Annotated in this window: 13 protein-coding genes and 2 tRNA genes; all 15 read left to right on the plus strand. The window is 35.1% G+C overall.

Features of this window, described 5'->3' with window-relative positions; genetic code table 11:
- The first annotated feature begins 19 nt into the window (after positions 1 to 19).
- The 15 genes from Q4548_RS15570 to Q4548_RS15640 all read left to right on the plus strand — a co-directional run bounded on the left by Q4548_RS15570 (position 20) and on the right by Q4548_RS15640 (position 16611).
- Entirely contained in the window at positions 20 to 1765 is a 1746-nt protein-coding gene (locus Q4548_RS15570) for a RagB/SusD family nutrient uptake outer membrane protein (RefSeq protein WP_303456625.1), read from the plus strand.
- Between the two features lie 102 nt (positions 1766 to 1867).
- Positions 1868 to 3361, plus strand: coding sequence for a PQQ-binding-like beta-propeller repeat protein (locus Q4548_RS15575; protein WP_303456629.1), 1494 nt, complete (start codon positions 1868 to 1870; stop codon positions 3359 to 3361).
- Between the two features lie 82 nt (positions 3362 to 3443).
- Complete coding sequence (locus Q4548_RS15580) at positions 3444 to 4742, plus strand: T9SS type A sorting domain-containing protein (protein ID WP_303456632.1); 1299 nt, start codon at positions 3444 to 3446, stop codon at positions 4740 to 4742.
- Between the two features lie 109 nt (positions 4743 to 4851).
- A complete protein-coding gene (locus Q4548_RS15585; RefSeq protein WP_303456634.1) occupies positions 4852 to 5565 on the plus strand; it encodes a sialate O-acetylesterase in 714 nt (237 codons plus the stop codon).
- A gap of 185 nt (positions 5566 to 5750) precedes the next feature.
- The gene (gene pafA / locus Q4548_RS15590; protein ID WP_303456637.1) at positions 5751 to 7403 is read left to right on the plus strand and encodes an alkaline phosphatase PafA; all 1653 of its coding nucleotides are present in this window, start codon (positions 5751 to 5753) and stop codon (positions 7401 to 7403) included.
- A gap of 83 nt (positions 7404 to 7486) precedes the next feature.
- Positions 7487 to 8551, plus strand: coding sequence for an anhydro-N-acetylmuramic acid kinase (locus Q4548_RS15595; protein ID WP_303456639.1), 1065 nt, complete (start codon positions 7487 to 7489; stop codon positions 8549 to 8551).
- A 131-nt stretch (positions 8552 to 8682) separates the two neighbouring features.
- The gene (gene nhaB / locus Q4548_RS15600) at positions 8683 to 10146 is read left to right on the plus strand and encodes a sodium/proton antiporter NhaB (protein ID WP_303456641.1); all 1464 of its coding nucleotides are present in this window, start codon (positions 8683 to 8685) and stop codon (positions 10144 to 10146) included.
- Between the two features lie 118 nt (positions 10147 to 10264).
- Positions 10265 to 10945: a MotA/TolQ/ExbB proton channel family protein gene (locus Q4548_RS15605; RefSeq protein WP_303456643.1), complete on the plus strand. Its 681-nt coding sequence runs from the start codon at positions 10265 to 10267 to the stop codon at positions 10943 to 10945.
- 850 nt (positions 10946 to 11795) lie between these two features.
- Positions 11796 to 12191 carry a biopolymer transporter ExbD gene (locus Q4548_RS15610; protein WP_303456646.1) on the plus strand — a complete coding sequence of 132 codons (396 nt, stop codon included), beginning with the start codon at positions 11796 to 11798 and terminating at the stop codon, positions 12189 to 12191.
- Position 12192: 1 nt separating this feature from the next.
- Positions 12193 to 13023 (plus strand): energy transducer TonB, encoded by an 831-nt coding sequence (locus tag Q4548_RS15615; RefSeq protein ID WP_303456649.1) that lies wholly within the window; start codon positions 12193 to 12195, stop codon positions 13021 to 13023.
- Between the two features lie 2 nt (positions 13024 to 13025).
- Positions 13026 to 14282, plus strand: a complete 1257-nt coding sequence (locus tag Q4548_RS15620) for a folylpolyglutamate synthase/dihydrofolate synthase family protein (protein ID WP_303456652.1) — start codon at positions 13026 to 13028, stop codon at positions 14280 to 14282.
- Positions 14283 to 14315: 33 nt separating this feature from the next.
- Positions 14316 to 15341, plus strand: coding sequence for an NAD-dependent epimerase (locus Q4548_RS15625; RefSeq protein ID WP_303456655.1), 1026 nt, complete (start codon positions 14316 to 14318; stop codon positions 15339 to 15341).
- Positions 15342 to 15350: 9 nt separating this feature from the next.
- Positions 15351 to 16379 (plus strand): mannose-1-phosphate guanylyltransferase, encoded by a 1029-nt coding sequence (locus Q4548_RS15630; protein WP_303456658.1) that lies wholly within the window; start codon positions 15351 to 15353, stop codon positions 16377 to 16379.
- 57 nt (positions 16380 to 16436) lie between these two features.
- A tRNA-Val gene (locus Q4548_RS15635) sits at positions 16437 to 16511 on the plus strand.
- Positions 16512 to 16536: 25 nt separating this feature from the next.
- A tRNA-Val gene (locus tag Q4548_RS15640) sits at positions 16537 to 16611 on the plus strand.
- Positions 16612 to 16613 lie beyond the last annotated feature (2 nt).

Below are 16613 nucleotides of genomic sequence, written 5' to 3' on the forward strand. Positions count from 1 at the left end.
TAAAATAAATGTAATAAAAATGAAAAATTATAATACATATATACATAAGGCGGTACTACTATTTGTTCTTGTTTTTAATGCAAGTTGTGATAGTGATTTTTTAGAAACGCCACCCAAAGATTTAATAGAAGCTTCAGATTTTTTCAAAACAGAAGATCAGCTAAAAGCTTATGTAAACGGTTTTTATAACATGCTTCCTGGTCAGGAAGTATATGAAGAAGATGCTTCTTCAGACAATATCATTCCTCTGTTGGTTTCAGACAGAGTAAGAGGTCACAGGTTAACTCCAGTAGCTAGCGGAACAGGTGGATGGTCTTGGGGTAATTTACGAACCATTAACTTTTTTTTAGACAATATAGCGAATGTAAATGATGCCGATCTTGAGCTAAAATATGCTGCTTATGCAAAGTTTTTTAGAGCTTATTTCTATTACAACAAAGTAAAAACATTTGGAGATGTACCTTGGTATGATAGTGTTTTAAGCGCAGGAGATGAAGGTTTGTTTAAGGCAAGAGATTCTCGTAAAATTGTAATGGAAAATGTTTTAGAGGATATAAATGCAGCCATTGATGAACTTCCTTCTGAGGTTGAATTGAATCAGATTACAAAGTACACGGCTCTTATTTTAAAAGCAAGAATTTGTCTGTTTGAAGGGACTTTTAGAAAATATCACAATTTAGGAGATTATGAATTTTTATTAGAAGAAGCCGCTAGTGCAGCAGATGAGTTAATAGGTTCTGGGGCTTATGAGTTGTATAACAATGGAAATGTAGAGAACTCCTATCGAGAACTGTTTGATGTTCTAAATCAAAACACCACAGAAACAATATTGGCTAGAGATTTTAATGCGGATTTTATTACGCACAATATTGCAAACTTAGCAACATCACCAACAAATGGTTCTTATGGTGTGGCTAAAGATATGATCAATAGTTATTTGTTGAAAGATGGGTCTAGATTTACAGACATTCCTAACTACGATGTGATAGAGTTTTATGAAGAAATGCAAAACAGAGATCCTCGACTTACACAAACGGTAGCGGGTCCTAATTTTACAGTGTATTTAGAAGAAACTCCAGAAATAGTAAATCTTAGCGGTACGACTACTGGATACAGAGTTATTAAATCTATTTCTACGAGAGACCAGTGGGGAAATAAAGCTTCTGTAAATGACATCGTAATTTTTAGATATGCCGAAGCTCTTTTGATTTTTGCAGAAGCCAAAGCTGAATTAGGAACGATTACTCAAATCGATTTGGATAAATCGATTAACAAATTAAGAGATAGAGTAGGAATGCCTCATTTAATAGCAACCGAAGCAAATGCAAATCCAGATACTTATTTAGCAGAAATGTATCCTAATGTTGAGAGCGGTTCTAATAAAGGTGTGATTTTAGAAATACGTAGAGAGCGTAGAGTAGAGATGTTTATGGAAGGCTTAAGATGGGATGATTTAATGAGATGGAAAGAGGGTAAAAAGCTAGAAAAACCATTTTTAGGAATTTACTTTAGTGGCTTAGGAAATCATGATTTTGACAACGATGGAAATGCAGATGTTTATTTACACGATGGAGGTGCTAGCGGAGCAGCCGGAATTCCAAACATAATCAATGTAAATGAGAGGGAACTTACTAACGGAACTTCAGGTAATTTTATTCCTTTCAATCAAACTGTGGTGTTTGATGAGGATAAAGATTATTTATATCCAATACCTGCAGAAGAACTTATTCTAAACACAAACCTTAGTCAAAACCCTAACTGGTAAATTAATCAACGATAGTTTTAAGTGTTTCATTACAAGGGAGTTTCTCTTTTGTGATTGTAAAACACATCTATATTCAAAATAGAATCAATAAAATTTAAAAAAATGAAACAGTCTAATATATTTTTAGCAATAATACTAGTATGTAGCTTTTTTACAAGCTGTACCAAAGAGGATAAAATTGAACCTATTGTGATTGTACAGACTCCTTTGGTAGAATATTCATATTCTCCAGAAGAAGTAAGAGCTGAGCAAGAAATTAACTTTAATGCCAAATTTTTAACAGGTTCTAGTGTAATTACATCTTGGAATTGGAGTTTTGGAGATGCTGCCGAATCAACTTCAAACAAACAAAACGCTGTTTTTACATATGCAGAAGAAGGAACTTACACAGTAACTTTAACAGCAACAGATGCAGACAATGAAACAATGTTGGTATCAAAAGAAATTACAGTTTTAGAAGCGCTTCAAGGTGCTTTAGAGGCCAATGTGGTTTGGTCTTTTACTACAGAAACTGAAATTTCAAACAACAATGATGGTTCTTCTTCTCCAGTAATAGATAACGAGGGAGTAGTGTACTATTTAGAAAGTTTTGCTGTTGCAGATAGTAAATTGATTGCTGTAAATGATTTAGGGACTTCTGTAACTGAAAAATGGCAAGCTGAATTGGGCTATAATTTAAGAAATGCACCTGCTATTGACTTAGATGGGAACATTTATATAGGTGCATGGCATGCAAATGGTTTAAGAAAAATAAAAGCTACAGACGGAAGTCAACTGTGGGAAGCAGCAACAAATTCGGGTATTTCTAATTCAACAACCGCTATTGATGCTAATGGAAACACTTATTTTGGAACAAGGTCAGAAGGAATTCAATCTTGGGATACAAACGGAGCGTTAAGATGGGCATACAATTCCCCTGTTTCTGGAGCAAGGTATTATATTTCTCCAGTGTTGAGTGAAGATGGATCAACTTTGTATGCATCGATTACAGGAGGACAGTTTTTTGCAATTAATACGGCAGATGGAACTTTAAAATGGAGTAATGTGGTTGAGTTTTCAGGGGATACAACAGGTTCTTCTTTTTCTTTAGATGCTGATGGAACAGTGTACTTTACAACTACAGAAGAGGTCGTTGCAGTTACAGACAATGGAGCCACAGGTAGTGTGAAATGGAGGTACACAACTACAGGTGCTAATAGCTCGGGTGTAGTGGTAGATAATAGCGGAAAAGCTTATGTAGGTTCTGCTTCGGGCTTAATCTCTTTGAATATTGCTGATGGAACCGAAAACTGGACATACGATGCTATCGCAGTTGAGGAATCTGTACCTGCAATAGATTCTGAAGGGAATATTTATAGCGGAACTAACGATGGTAGGCTTGTTATTTTAAATCCTTTAGGTGAATTGGTAAAAGAGTTGAATCTAACAAACGGAACAGTACACTCTCCAACCATTGCAGACAATGGTTCTGTATACGTAGAAGCGTATGGAGATACAATGATTACGTTGTTTAAAATAGAGGTGAAAACAAGTGAGGGGCCTTTAAATTCTTATTGGCCAATGAAAGGAAAGAATAGATACAACAGAGCTTTTTAACAAATAAAAAAAACATGTAGAATTAGAATTCAGAGAGTTTTAAATCTGAATTCTAATTTTAAAACAAGATACATAACCCATTATGAAAACAACAATTTCAGCAATTTGCTTATTGATTACAACAATTTTTTATGGACAATCCATAACGATCACTTCTCCTACAGAAGCAGAGTCGGTTGGATACACTTATGGAGGCTATCAAGCATTGATAGATGTTGATGCATTTACGGTTTCGAATGATAATTCTGGTGATGGTTTTTTACAATACAAAATAGACGATGGTGCTACTATTCATAAATTTGATACCAATGAAATTAGTTTAGACAATTTAGCAGGAGGTGCTCATACCTTGTATGTAGAGTTGGTAGATAATGCTGGAAACCCTTTGTCTACTCCGCAAAGTGATACGGTTACTTTTACAAGAATTAATAACATACAAACATTGCCTTTCTATGAATCTTTTGATTATACGGCAGGGGAATCATTAGTTCAAGTATCGCCTAGAGATTTAATTTGGACAGTTGCTGCAAGTAGTGCTACTTTAGATTTAACAATTAACTCAGGAAACTTATCGTCGTACTCTGGTTTGCCAGAACCTGTGGGGAATTCGTTATATCTAGAAGGTGGAGGAGATGATGCTACGGTTGATTTTACACCAGTAACCAGCGGTCAAGTATATGCTTCTTTTATGTTAAGAGTAACTGATTTAACCAACCTTAGAACAGGTTCCCGATCACATGGATATATTGCACTTTTTGCAAATTCAAATGGACCAGGATACCACAATTCTAAAATTTGGATAAAGTCTGTAGACGATACTACTTTTGAGTTAGGATTGGTCAATTCAGGAACTCCTTCTTATTCGTCAACTGCAACATACAATATCAATGAGGATCTTTTGATTGTATTCAATCAAGATTTTTCAGAGGATACTGTAAATGCTTGGATCAATCCTGTGTTGAATGCTACAATACCGACTCCAGATATGACGGCATCATCTTCGGCTTCTTTACCTACTCAAATAAATGAATTTTACATCAGACAAGATAGTGCTAACGAAACTCCTGAGTTAATTATTGATGAGTTAAGAATTTCCACGGAATGGCTAGGGGCAACTACTTTGTCTACAGGTAGTTTTGAGAAAAATAAGGAGGCTTTTACAATCTATCCTAATCCTGTAACTTCTTCGGAGTTTCAGATCAAATCATCGGATAATTCTAACAAAAACGTAGTGATTTATGATATACAAGGTAGAAAAGTGTATGCGACCACAACCAAACCAAATGAGAGCATCAACGTTTCAAATTTAAGTGAAGGTGCTTATATACTTAAAGTAATTGAAAAAGGAAATGTGGTTGCTAAAAAATTAGTAATCAAATAATACATAAGAGCTTTTGGTTGATAAAAGCAATAGATAAAATTAGGGTTCAGGTAGTTGGTGCAATCTGAATCCTAATTGAACAATAGATCAACTTTTTAAATTGAAATAAATGAATACAAAGATTATCTTTTTATGGAGTTTGATAGTGATTACAGCTTCATCCTGTGTGTCAAAACAAGAAGGAAAACATTTGTTTGTGCTCTCAGGGCAGTCTAATATGGCAAGATTAAAACCTGAAGAGTCTTTCATTCCTGCTGTCAAAAAAAGGCTTGGGTCAGATGGTGTAATTGTGGTAAAAGATGCGAAAGGAGGACAACCGATAAGTCGCTGGTATCAAGATTGGAAACCATTAAAAGGAGAAGAGCCTAACACGCAAGCAGATTTGTACAATGCTTTAATGACCAAGGTGTATTCAGCTATTGAAAATGAAAAAGTGGAGACCGTAACGTTTATTTGGATGCAAGGTGAACGTGATGCAAGAGAAAAACATGGTGACGTTTATGAAGGAAGTTTGATAGGACTTTACAAGCAACTTAAACGTGATTTGAAGCGAAATGATATCAATTTTATCATTGGTAGATTGAGTGATTTTGATTTGCAGAATGAAAAATACAACCATTGGACTAAAATAAGAGACATTCAAGTAAAAGTAGCTGAATCCAACTCTCGTTTCGATTGGGTGAATACGGATGATCTTAACGATGGAAATAATAGAAACGGAAAAGAAATAAAGAATGATTTACACATGTCAGCAAAAGGATATGTGACCCTAGGGAGTCGATTTGCTGAGAAAGCAATTGAATTAATGGAGAACACAAAATAATATAGCCTACCTAAATAAAATGCATTTGTGCTCAAACTCTTTACTCGTTGTAAAATTCTCTCTCAATTAGTAAAGACAAAGAGTAAAACCATTCAGTATTTACAAATGAAAAACCACCCTTGAAATGTTCAAGGGTGGTTTACTAATGCCCTTTTATAAAAAAAAACAATTTCAAAATTCAGATCATGAAACAATATAGATCAAAAAAAATCATACTATTTGTAAGTGTAATTATATGTCAAATCTCTTTTTGCCAAAAAAAAGAAACACCTAAATTAATTGTAGGAGTTGTGGTAGATCAAATGCGATCTGAATACTTATATCGTTTTCAAGACAATTACACCGAAAATGGATTTAAGAGATTGATTCGTGAAGGATACAATGTTAAAAATGCACATTACAATTACGTACCAACAGCTACTTGTTTGGGACATGCTACCATATATACAGGAACCACCCCAACAAATCATGGGATTGTGTCTAATAGTTGGTATAGTAGAACATTAGGGCGAAAAATGTATTGTGTAGAAGATTCAACCGTGTTTTTAGTAGACAATTCAGGAATTGACAAAGAGATTGTAAATAAAAAATATTCACGTTCTCCTAAAAACATAAAAACATCTACCATAACAGATGAGTTAAAACTGTTCTCTAACAATAGGTCTAAAGTAATTGGTGTTTCTATAAAAGATAGAAGTGCTATTTCTCCGGCAGGACATATGGCAGATGCCGCTTATTGGTACAATGCATCTAATGGACATTTTATAACGAGTTCTTATTATAAAGAAAAATTACCTAGTTGGTTGGTGCAATTCAACAATCAAAAAAAAGCAGATTCTCTATTGAATCAAAAATGGGAAACTTTCTTACCTATTGAAAAATACACCAATAGCAATGTGGATAATGATATTTTTGAAAAAGTATACAAAGGAAAAAAAGAAAGTACTTTTCCTTACGATTTAAAAAAATTGAGACAAAGAAACGGAAATTATGCCTTGCTTACAGAAACTCCTTTTGGGAATACAATCTTAACAGATCTTGTAAAAGCAACTATTAAAGGGGAACAATTAGGTAAAAGTAAAAACACAGATTTTTTAACCATTAGTTATTCTAGTACAGATTATGTTGGGCATCATTTTGGAATTCGTTCCAAAGAAATAGAAGATACGTATGTTCGCATGGATCATGAAATAGAAGTTTTATTAAATACCTTAGATAAAGAAGTAGGGAAAGGAAATTATTTGTTGTTTTTAACAGCAGATCATGCTGCTAGCGATCATCCTGTTTTTTTAGAAACGAAGAAGTTGCCAGGGAAATTCTATGATACGAAACAGTTAAAGAAAGAGTTAAATATTCATTTAATTCATAAGTTTGGAGACAATCAATATGTTGCCTATTTAGACAATACACAGGTTTATTTGAATGAAATAGGGACGATGTCAAAAGAAATAATTTTAAAAGAAGCAGTAGCTTATCTAAAGACCGTAGAGGGTGTTAAAGAGGCTTTTGCTCCAGCAATTTCAGAATGGGCATTGTCTAATAGTGTGATGGGAACTTTTATAAAAAACAGTTTCAATCCAGAAGAATCAGGAGATATCATATACCATACCTATTCAGGGTGGATGTACAAAAGATCATTTGGTACGTCTCATGGTACATCTTATACAAGTGACACGCATGTACCACTTTTGTGGTATGGGTCGGGTATTGCTAAAGGAGAGTCGGTTCATCCTCATGTAATTACAGAAATAGCTCCAACTTTATCTATGAAATTAAACATTCCTTTAGCAAACGCATCAAACACAACTCCAATTGTGGAATTGTTTAAAGAAAAGTAAATAGATACCTGATCACTGCTGTGTTTCTATAAGTACTCATTGATTTTATTTCTTAAGTTTGTCCAAACAATATAAAGAGTAAAATGGAAGAGGTTGGTGTTATTGGTTTGATGTCGGGAACTTCTTTAGACGGAGTGGATTTGGTGTATGTGAAATTTACAGGAGCTACCACGTTTGAAATCAACAATACAGCAACCATTCCTTACCCTGCCGTTTGGTTAGAACAATTAAAAAATTGTGTAGAACTTCCTAGGGATTCTGAAAAATTGCTGCAATTAGACAAAGATTTGGGAATGTATTATTCTAAATTGATATTAGATTTTATAGAATCAAATGCAATTCAGCAGGTAGATTTTATTGCTTCTCATGGACACACAGTACATCATCAGCCAGAAATAGGGTATACCTTGCAGATTGGCTGTGGTAAAGAGATTTTTAAAAAAACGCAAATCAAAACAATTTACGATTTTAGATCGCAAGATGTGTTTTTGGGAGGACAAGGAGCTCCCTTGGTTCCTGTTGGGGATCAATTATTGTTTTCAGAATACGATTATTGTTTAAATATTGGAGGTTTCTCCAATGTGTCTTATCAAGAGAATGGAGTAAGAAAAGCTTTTGACATCTGTCCAGTAAATACCGTGTTGAATTTTTACGCAAATCAATTGGGTTTGGATTACGATGACAAAGGAACCATAGCAAGAACAGGAGTGATTTCTGAACAGTTGTTGTTAGAATTGAATGGATTGACTTTTTACCAAAGCTCAGAACCAAAATCACTGGGGGTAGAATTCTTGAAAGAGCAAATGTTTCCGGTATTATCTAAATACCAACTTTCTGTCAAAGATGTTTTGAGAACTTTGGTGGAACACATGGCAATTCAGATTACAAAAAAAATAAGAAAAGGAAACGTTTTGGTAACAGGAGGTGGTGTGTACCATGCTTTTTTGATAGAGAGAGTTCAGTTTCATGCCTTGGAATTGGAAATAATAATTCCAAACAAACAGTTAATTGATTACAAAGAAGCGTTGATTTTTGCTTTTTTAGGCAAATTAAAATCAGAAGGTAGTATCAATTGCTTAGCAAGCGTTACGGGAGCTTCTAAAAATCATGCGTCAGGAGTGGTTGTAACTACAAATGAGAGTGCATAAAAGAGGTGTGTTGTGGTATTTCTTAACAAGAAAGATGAATTTTGTTTGATTCACAAAAATTAACACCATCTATATGTGATTAAATATCTATTATGTTATTTTAGCTTTCAAAATTAAAAATAAGTAATACAATGAAATATTTTTTAGGCTCTAGCCCAAAGTGGTTTAAGATGGTGATGATCTTTTTCCTAATCATCAACATTCCGGTGTCTCTTTTTGCTCCAACAGTAGGAGCATGGTTGTTTATAGCAGAATTTATCTTTACGCTTGCTATGGCATTAAAATGTTATCCATTACAATCTGGAGGTTTGTTAGCAATCGAAATTATTGTTCTAGGGTTAACATCACCAGAAAATGCGTACCATGAAGTAGATCAAAATTTAGAAGTTGTATTGTTGTTGGTGTTTATGGTTGCTGGAATCTATTTCATGAAACCATTATTGATGTTTATCTTCAGTAAGATATTTACAAAAATCAAATCAAAGGTGGTTTTATCTTTGCTATTTGTGTTTTTGTCAGCAATTTTATCTGCGTTTTTAGATGCATTAACAGTAACAGCGGTATTGATTAGTGTGGCTGTTGGTTTTTATGGAATCTATCACAAAATTCATTCAGGATTGGAAGATTACAACGGAGATGGTGTCTTGGATAAAGACGAGTTGAGTGGAGAAACGTTAGAGCAATTCAGAAGCTTTTTAAGAAGTTTGATCATGCACGGAGTGGTAGGTACTGCTTTAGGAGGTGTATGTACCTTGGTAGGTGAGCCTCAAAATTTATTGATTGGAGAAAGATTAGGATGGCATTTTGTTGAGTTTTTTCTAAAAATGGCTCCTATTACCATGCCTGTTTTAGTTTGTGGTATGTTAACAACGGTGGTTTTGGAATTGACTGGGTCTTTTGGTTTTGGTGCCAAATTACCAAAAATTGCAGATCAAATCATTCAAGGGTATACCAAAGAAGAAGATGCTAAAAGAACGGATAAAGAAAAATATGCATTAAAAGTGCAAGCAATTGCAGCGGTATTGTTGATTGCAGGATTGGCGTTACATTTAGCTCCTGTAGGGTTTATAGGTTTGGCTTTGATTATTTTCCAAACGGCTTTTATGGGAATTACAGAAGAGCATCATTTAGGACATGCTTTTGAAGAGGCTTTGCCATTTACAGGATTATTGGTAGTGTTCTTTGTGGTAGTAGCAATGATTCACGATCAGCATTTATTTTCACCAATCATTCACTGGGCATTGGATCAAAGTCCAGAATCTCAACCAGGATTGTTTTACATTGCAAACGGTGTGTTGTCTGCAATTAGTGACAATGTGTTTGTGGCAACCGTATACATTGGAGAAGTACAAGCAGCGTTCAAATCGGGTGCAATTGATAGAGAGCATTTTGAACATTTGGCAATTGCCATCAACACAGGTACAAACTTACCAAGTGTAGCAACACCAAACGGGCAAGCAGCATTTTTGTTTTTATTAACATCTGCATTGGCTCCATTAATCAATTTGTCATACGGAACCATGGTGAAAATGGCATTGCCATACACCGTAGTGTTAGGAGGAGTTGGTTATTTAATGGTAAGAATAATTTTATAAATAAAATTTTAAATAATAATGTTAAAAAGGAATCTTCTGAACAAGAAGGTTCCTTTTTTTGTTGATGAATATGCAATAATAAATTGTATTTTCGTTTTATAAATTAAGAGTTTATATTATGGGTGAAAATCAAATAGATACATTGCCTGCTGAGGCGAGTCAAGAAAAAACGCTTTCCGTAATTCAATTAGTAATGGACGGAGGTGTTGGAGGTCAGGTTATTATGGGGGTTTTATTCCTGTTGATGATTGTTGCAGTTTACATTTATGTAGAACGATTGTTGGCAATCAAAGCGGCAAGTAAAGTGGATAAAAACTTTATGAATCAAATCAAAGAGCAAATCAGTATAGGGAATATTGATGGGGCCAAATCTCTTTGTGCAAAAACAAGTACCCCAGTAGCCAATTTGATAGAGAAAGGAGTTTCTAGAATAGGGAAACCTTTGGAAGATATCAACACGGCAATAGAAAACGCAGGGAAGTTAGAAATTTACAAACTAGAAAAAAACATTAGTGTATTGGCAACCATATCTGGAGCTGCTCCAATGATTGGGTTTTTAGGAACCGTTATCGGAATGATTGTTTCCATACACGAAATTGCCAACGCAGGAGGACAGATAGATATCAAGATGTTGTCGGATGGTTTGTATACCGCTATGACAACCACAGTAGGAGGATTGATTGTAGGGATCATTTCCTACATAGCATACAATCACTTAGTGGTGAAAACAGACAAAGTAGTGTACCAAATGGAAGCAAAAAGTGTAGAGTTTTTAGATTTGTTAAATGAACCCGTTTAAATAAATTTTAAACAATGTCATGAAAAGCTCATCGAGCTAAACCAGAAAGGGTCATCGATCATAGTCGAAATGCGGTCATCGAGCGTAGTCGAGATGTAGAAAAATAATTATCAATAAAAGTAGAGCTGCTATCACGGAGCTACAATAGTAAAGGTCATCGATCGCATTCGAGATGTAAATAAAATAAGATCATCAATAAAACTAGAGCTGCTATTACGGAGTTATAATAGAAAAGATCATCGGTCGTAGTCGAGATGTAGAAATAAGATCATCAATAAAAGTAGAGCTACTGTCACGGAGCCATGCTAGAAAGGGTCATCGATCGTAGTCGAGATGTGAAATATAGTATAAGTTCATAAATCGCAGTCAATATTTGGTCATCGAGCGTAGTCGAGATGTAATTAAAATAAGATCATCAATAAAAGTAGAGCTACTGTCACGGAGCCACATTATAAAAGGTCATCGATCGTAGTCGAGATGTAGAGAAATAAGGTTATCAATAAAACTAGAGTTACTGTCAAGGAGCCACACTAGAAAAGGTCATCGATCGTAGTCGAGATGTAAATAAAATAAGATCATCAATAAAAGTAGAGCTACTTTCAAGGAGCCACGCTAGAAAAGGTCATCGAGCGTAGTCGAGATGTAGAAAAAATAAGGTTATCAATGAAAGATAGAACTGTTGTCAAGGAGCCACAATAGAAAAGATCATCGAGCGTAGTCGAGATGTAAATAAAATAAGATCATCAATAAAAATAGAGCTACTTTCAAGGAGCCACGCTAGAAAAGGTCATCGAGCGTAGTCGAGATGTGAAATACTAAAAAGATAAAATCAATACGATAAAAGTGAAATATGAACATCAGAAGTAGAAATAAAATAAGTGCAGATTTTAACATGTCTTCTATGACAGACATTGTTTTTTTACTGTTGATATTTTTTATGTTAGCCTCAACCTTAGTAACTGTAAATGCAATTGATGTAATTTTACCCAAAGCAGGAGGGAAAACAGAAAATAAAGGTGTAGTAGCCGTTTCAATTACCAATGAAGGTACGTATTATGTAGATGCAGATAAAATTGAATTCAACCAATTAGAAAATACACTACTCAGTAAGTTCTCTTCGGAGAACAAAGGAAAAACTTTGGTAATTCGTGGGGATCAAGAGTCTGCCTACAAAAACATCATGCAGGTTATTGACATAGCAAATCGTAATAAAATCAAAATGATTTTAGCTGTAAAAGGACAATAATATGGTTTTGAAAACAGTACATCAAAGGAAAGCAGCAATCATTACACTATTGTTTACAATAGGAGTGATTTTTTTGTTGTTTTTTGCTGGATTGAGGTATGTAGATCCTCCTGAAGAATACGGTGTTGCAATAAACTTTGGAACTTCAGACGTGGGGTTTGGAGAGCCTCAACCAAACAAAAGCATAAAATCGAACCCAGAGAAAACAGAAACTCCTGCTCCAAAAGAAGAGGTGGCCAAAGCAACTCCTTTGGTGCAAGAAAAAGTGGTGACACAAACTACGGAAGAAGCTCCAGTCGTTGAAGAGAAAATAACACCAATAAAAAAAGAAGTAGCAAAGCCTGTTAAGGAAATAAAAAAAACAGCACCAAAACCAGAAGTTAAAAAGCCAACACCTAACAAAGAGACGCAAAATGCATTGAACAATTTGTTTGGAAATCCATCCAAAGGTGAAGAGGCAAAAGGTGAAGGAGACGATGCTGCTGGTGGGGTAAAAGGAAGCCAGGAGGGAGATCCGAATAGCAACAAATATTACGGAAATGATGGTTTGGGAGGTGATGGGAATTATTTATTGAAAGGAAGAAGAGTTTTGACCAAGCCTATAAGAAAACCAAATTGCAACAAAGAAGGAACGGTAGTAGTGAGAATTGAGGTGGACAAGAATGGGAAAGTAATCAATGCAGTGCCTGGAGTAAAAGGAACGACCAATAACAATCCTTGTCTTTTAGAGCCAGCTAAAAAAGCGGCATTGGAAACCAAATGGAATCCTGATGGAAATGCACCTCCCAAACAAATAGGATACATCAGATATAAATTTACGTTGTCAGAATAAGAATGAATAAATACCAAGAAACGTTAGATTGGTTGTACAATCAATTGCCAATGTACCAAAAACAGGGAGCTAAGGCATATAAGAAAGATTTGACCAACACTGTGCTGTTGATGGAGTATTTGGGACATCCAGAAAAAAACAGCAAAGCAATTCATGTAGCAGGAACCAATGGAAAAGGATCTACGAGTCACATGTTAGCTTCAATATTACAAGAGCAAGGTTACAAAGTAGGTTTGTACACATCTCCTCATTTGGTCGATTTCAAAGAGCGTATCAAAATCAATGGAGAGGAATTGTCAGAACAATTTTTGATAGATTTTGTGGCAAAGCACAAAGTGTTTTTTGAAAACAATTCTTTGTCCTTTTTTGAAATGACCGTAGGATTGGCTTTTGAATATTTCAAAGAACGTCAAACAGACTATGTGGTGTTGGAGACAGGTTTAGGTGGGAGATTGGATTCTACCAATGTAGTAGATCCTGTAGTTGCAGTCATTACCAATATTGGTTTGGACCATACCCAGTTTTTAGGAACCACTTTGCCCGAAATAGCTACTGAAAAAGCGGGAATCATCAAACAAAACAAACCTGTGGTGATTGGTGAGTACCACACAGAAACGTTTCCGGTTTTTGAGAAAATAGCCCAACTCAAAAATGCTTTTTTACACAAAGCTTTTGATTTGGAGCAAGTGAATTATGTTTGTGAAGTGAAAGGTTTTTATCAAAAACACAATCTTAAAACGGTAGTACAGACAATTTTTGTATTGAGAAGTTTGGGGATTCAAATTTCTGAAAAAGCAATGAAGAATGGATTGGCAAAAGTAATTCAAAATACAGGTTTGATGGGGAGGTACCAACAAACGCAAACCAATCCTAAAGTTATTTGCGATACAGGTCATAACAAAGAAGGGGTGTCTCAGGTAGTTGCTCAGTTGTTAACGGAAAGTTACGAAGTGTTGCACATTGTTTTTGGAGTGGTAGACGATAAGGATCTGAGTAGTGTTTTACCAATATTACCCAAAGAAGCTAAATATTATTTTACCAAACCTTCCATTGCTAGAGGTTTGTCTGAGAAAATTTTATCAGAAGAAGCAAAAAAATACCAATTGCAAGGAGAAGCCTTTTTTTCTGTGGAAAATGCAATTTTAAGGGCTTTAAATTGTGCAAACCCTAAAGACTTAGTGTTTGTAGGAGGAAGTACCTTTGTTGTGGCAGATTATTTAACAAAAGTTAAATCTTTAGAAAACCAATCCAATAATTAAAATTATATATTTGTCTCTTAAATTATTTTTTGAATGAAAATTTTAGTTACTGGGGCTGCAGGTTTTATTGGGTATCATTTGTCTGAATTGTTGCTTAGTAGAGGGCATCAAGTAGTGGGAATAGACAATATCAACGATTATTACGATGTCAATTTGAAATTTGCTCGATTGAATCAATTAGGGATTGATAAAGAGCAAGCTGCTGAATTTGGAAACGAAACAGCTTCTGTTTCAAAGGAGTTCAAATTCAAGAGAATCAACTTAGAAGATAAAGAGGCTATAAATGAGCTTTTTGAAAAAGAAAATTTTCAAGTAGTGTGTAATCTTGCAGCACAAGCGGGAGTTCGTTATAGTATAGAAAATCCTCAAGCATATGTAGATAGCAACATCGTAGGCTATGTAAACTTGTTAGAGGCTTGTAGAAATAATGATGTAAAGCACTTGGTGTACGCAAGTAGTTCTAGTGTATACGGTCTAAATTCTAAAATTCCGTTTTCAACAAAAGATACCGTAGATACCCCAATTAGTTTGTATGCTGCTTCTAAAAAGAGCAACGAATTAATGGCTCATACGTATTCACATTTATTTGGGTTTGCAACTACAGGTTTGCGCTTCTTTACGGTTTATGGACCATGGGGAAGACCAGATATGGCAGCTTATTTGTTTGCAGAGGGGATTCGAAACAACACACCTATAAAAGTATTCAATCACGGTAAAATGGAAAGAGATTTCACGTTTGTAGGTGATATTGTAGAAGGCGTGATGAGGATCATAGAAGGAGAGGTGGTATCTAGAAAAGAAAAAGGAGAGCTGTATAAGGTCTACAATATCGGGAACAACAACTCGGTGAAACTGACAGATTACATAGCCAATATTGAAAAGAATTTAGGAAAAGAGGCGAAAAAAATAATGTTAGAAATGCAACCTGGGGATGTGGCCAAAACATGGGCAGATGTTACAGAGTTGATTCAAGATTATGGATACAGTCCAAATACTTCAGTAGAAGAAGGGGTCAAGAGGTTTATAGATTGGTACAAAGAATACAATAATTTAAAATAATCAATACATATGGGAAAGATTGTAAATGTAGTTTTAAGTGGTGGAGTAGGGTCAAGATTGTGGCCTATTTCAAGATTCGATAATCCAAAACAATTTTTAAAAATTTTTGAGGGGAAATCTAAATCGTTGTTTCAGTTTACAATGCTGAGAAACGAAAATTTGGTAGACGACTATATGTTGGTGACCAACCAAAGTCAATTGGTGATGGCAAGTGAGCAAGCAGCAGAATTAGGGATTACTATTGATAAACAAATAGTGGAGCCTGTAGGGAGAAACACAGCCCCAGCAATTGCGTTAGCTGCATTGGCTTTAGATCCAGAGGATGTTATGTTTATTACTCCTTCAGATCACATGATTGGAGATGAGGTTGAATACAAGTTGGCTTTCAAAAATGCATTGAGATTGGCAAAAGAAGACAATATTGTGACGTTTGGAATTCAACCCTTAAAGCCAGAAACGGGTTATGGTTATATTGAATACGATTCAGAAGATGTAAGTTCTTTTAGAGAAAAACCAAATCAAGATTTAGCAATCAAATACATTCGTTCTGGAAATTTTTGTTGGAATAGTGGGATGTTTTGTTTCAAGGCTTCTGTTTTCTTACAGGAATTAAAGAAATACCAGCCTGAAATGTATGAGGCTTCTGTAGTGGCTTATGAAAACAGCGAGGATGGATATATTAAGAAAGGGGATATGGAAAAAATTCCTGAAGATAGTATTGATTTTGCAGTTTTAGAAAAGTCTAAAATCATAAAAATGGTGAAGTCACATTTTATTTGGTCGGATTTAGGTTCTTTTGATTCTTTAATTGCCTATGCCAAAGATTTTGGGGATTATGATATTTTTGAAATGGTCAAAGGTGAAAATGTGGTGAATTCTTATGCTATGTGTTCAAAACCTGTTTTTGCAACCAGAGGAATTGACCATGTAGTGTTGATTGAAACAAATGACTGTATTTTGCTGATTACCAAAGATAAAAGTGAAGAGGTAAAACAGATCAGAGAATATGCTGGAAAAGTAAATAAAAATTTATTGTAAATTTTTAAGAAAAAGGGTTTGAATATTGAATATTAGTTCTATATTTGCACCCGCTAAGGGCAATTAGCTCAGTTGGTTCAGAGCACCTCGTTTACACCGAGGGGGTCGGGGGTTCGAATCCCTCATTGCCCACAACAATTCTTAGTAAGCCTATAATGGGCAATTAGCTCAGTTGGTTCAGAGCACCTCGTTTACACCGAGGGGGTCGGGGGTTCGAATCCCTCATTGCCCACA

It is taken from the genome of Wenyingzhuangia sp. 2_MG-2023 (assembly GCF_030548295.1).
Classification (GTDB): domain Bacteria; phylum Bacteroidota; class Bacteroidia; order Flavobacteriales; family Flavobacteriaceae; genus Wenyingzhuangia.

What these genes read in the sequence shown, in the direction of transcription:
- Q4548_RS15570 (WP_303456625.1), top strand. Translation starts at nt 20, where the DNA reads ATGAAAAATTATAATACATATATACATAAGGCGGTACTACTATTTGTT.
- Q4548_RS15575 (WP_303456629.1), top strand. Translation starts at nt 1,868, where the DNA reads ATGAAACAGTCTAATATATTTTTAGCAATAATACTAGTATGTAGCTTT.
- Q4548_RS15580 (WP_303456632.1), top strand. Translation starts at nt 3,444, where the DNA reads ATGAAAACAACAATTTCAGCAATTTGCTTATTGATTACAACAATTTTT.
- Q4548_RS15585 (WP_303456634.1), top strand. Translation starts at nt 4,852, where the DNA reads ATGAATACAAAGATTATCTTTTTATGGAGTTTGATAGTGATTACAGCT.
- pafA (WP_303456637.1), top strand. Translation starts at nt 5,751, where the DNA reads ATGAAACAATATAGATCAAAAAAAATCATACTATTTGTAAGTGTAATT.
- Q4548_RS15595 (WP_303456639.1), top strand. Translation starts at nt 7,487, where the DNA reads ATGGAAGAGGTTGGTGTTATTGGTTTGATGTCGGGAACTTCTTTAGAC.
- nhaB (WP_303456641.1), top strand. Translation starts at nt 8,683, where the DNA reads ATGAAATATTTTTTAGGCTCTAGCCCAAAGTGGTTTAAGATGGTGATG.
- Q4548_RS15605 (WP_303456643.1), top strand. Translation starts at nt 10,265, where the DNA reads ATGGGTGAAAATCAAATAGATACATTGCCTGCTGAGGCGAGTCAAGAA.
- Q4548_RS15610 (WP_303456646.1), top strand. Translation starts at nt 11,796, where the DNA reads ATGAACATCAGAAGTAGAAATAAAATAAGTGCAGATTTTAACATGTCT.
- Q4548_RS15615 (WP_303456649.1), top strand. Translation starts at nt 12,193, where the DNA reads ATGGTTTTGAAAACAGTACATCAAAGGAAAGCAGCAATCATTACACTA.
- Q4548_RS15620 (WP_303456652.1), top strand. Translation starts at nt 13,026, where the DNA reads ATGAATAAATACCAAGAAACGTTAGATTGGTTGTACAATCAATTGCCA.
- Q4548_RS15625 (WP_303456655.1), top strand. Translation starts at nt 14,316, where the DNA reads ATGAAAATTTTAGTTACTGGGGCTGCAGGTTTTATTGGGTATCATTTG.
- Q4548_RS15630 (WP_303456658.1), top strand. Translation starts at nt 15,351, where the DNA reads ATGGGAAAGATTGTAAATGTAGTTTTAAGTGGTGGAGTAGGGTCAAGA.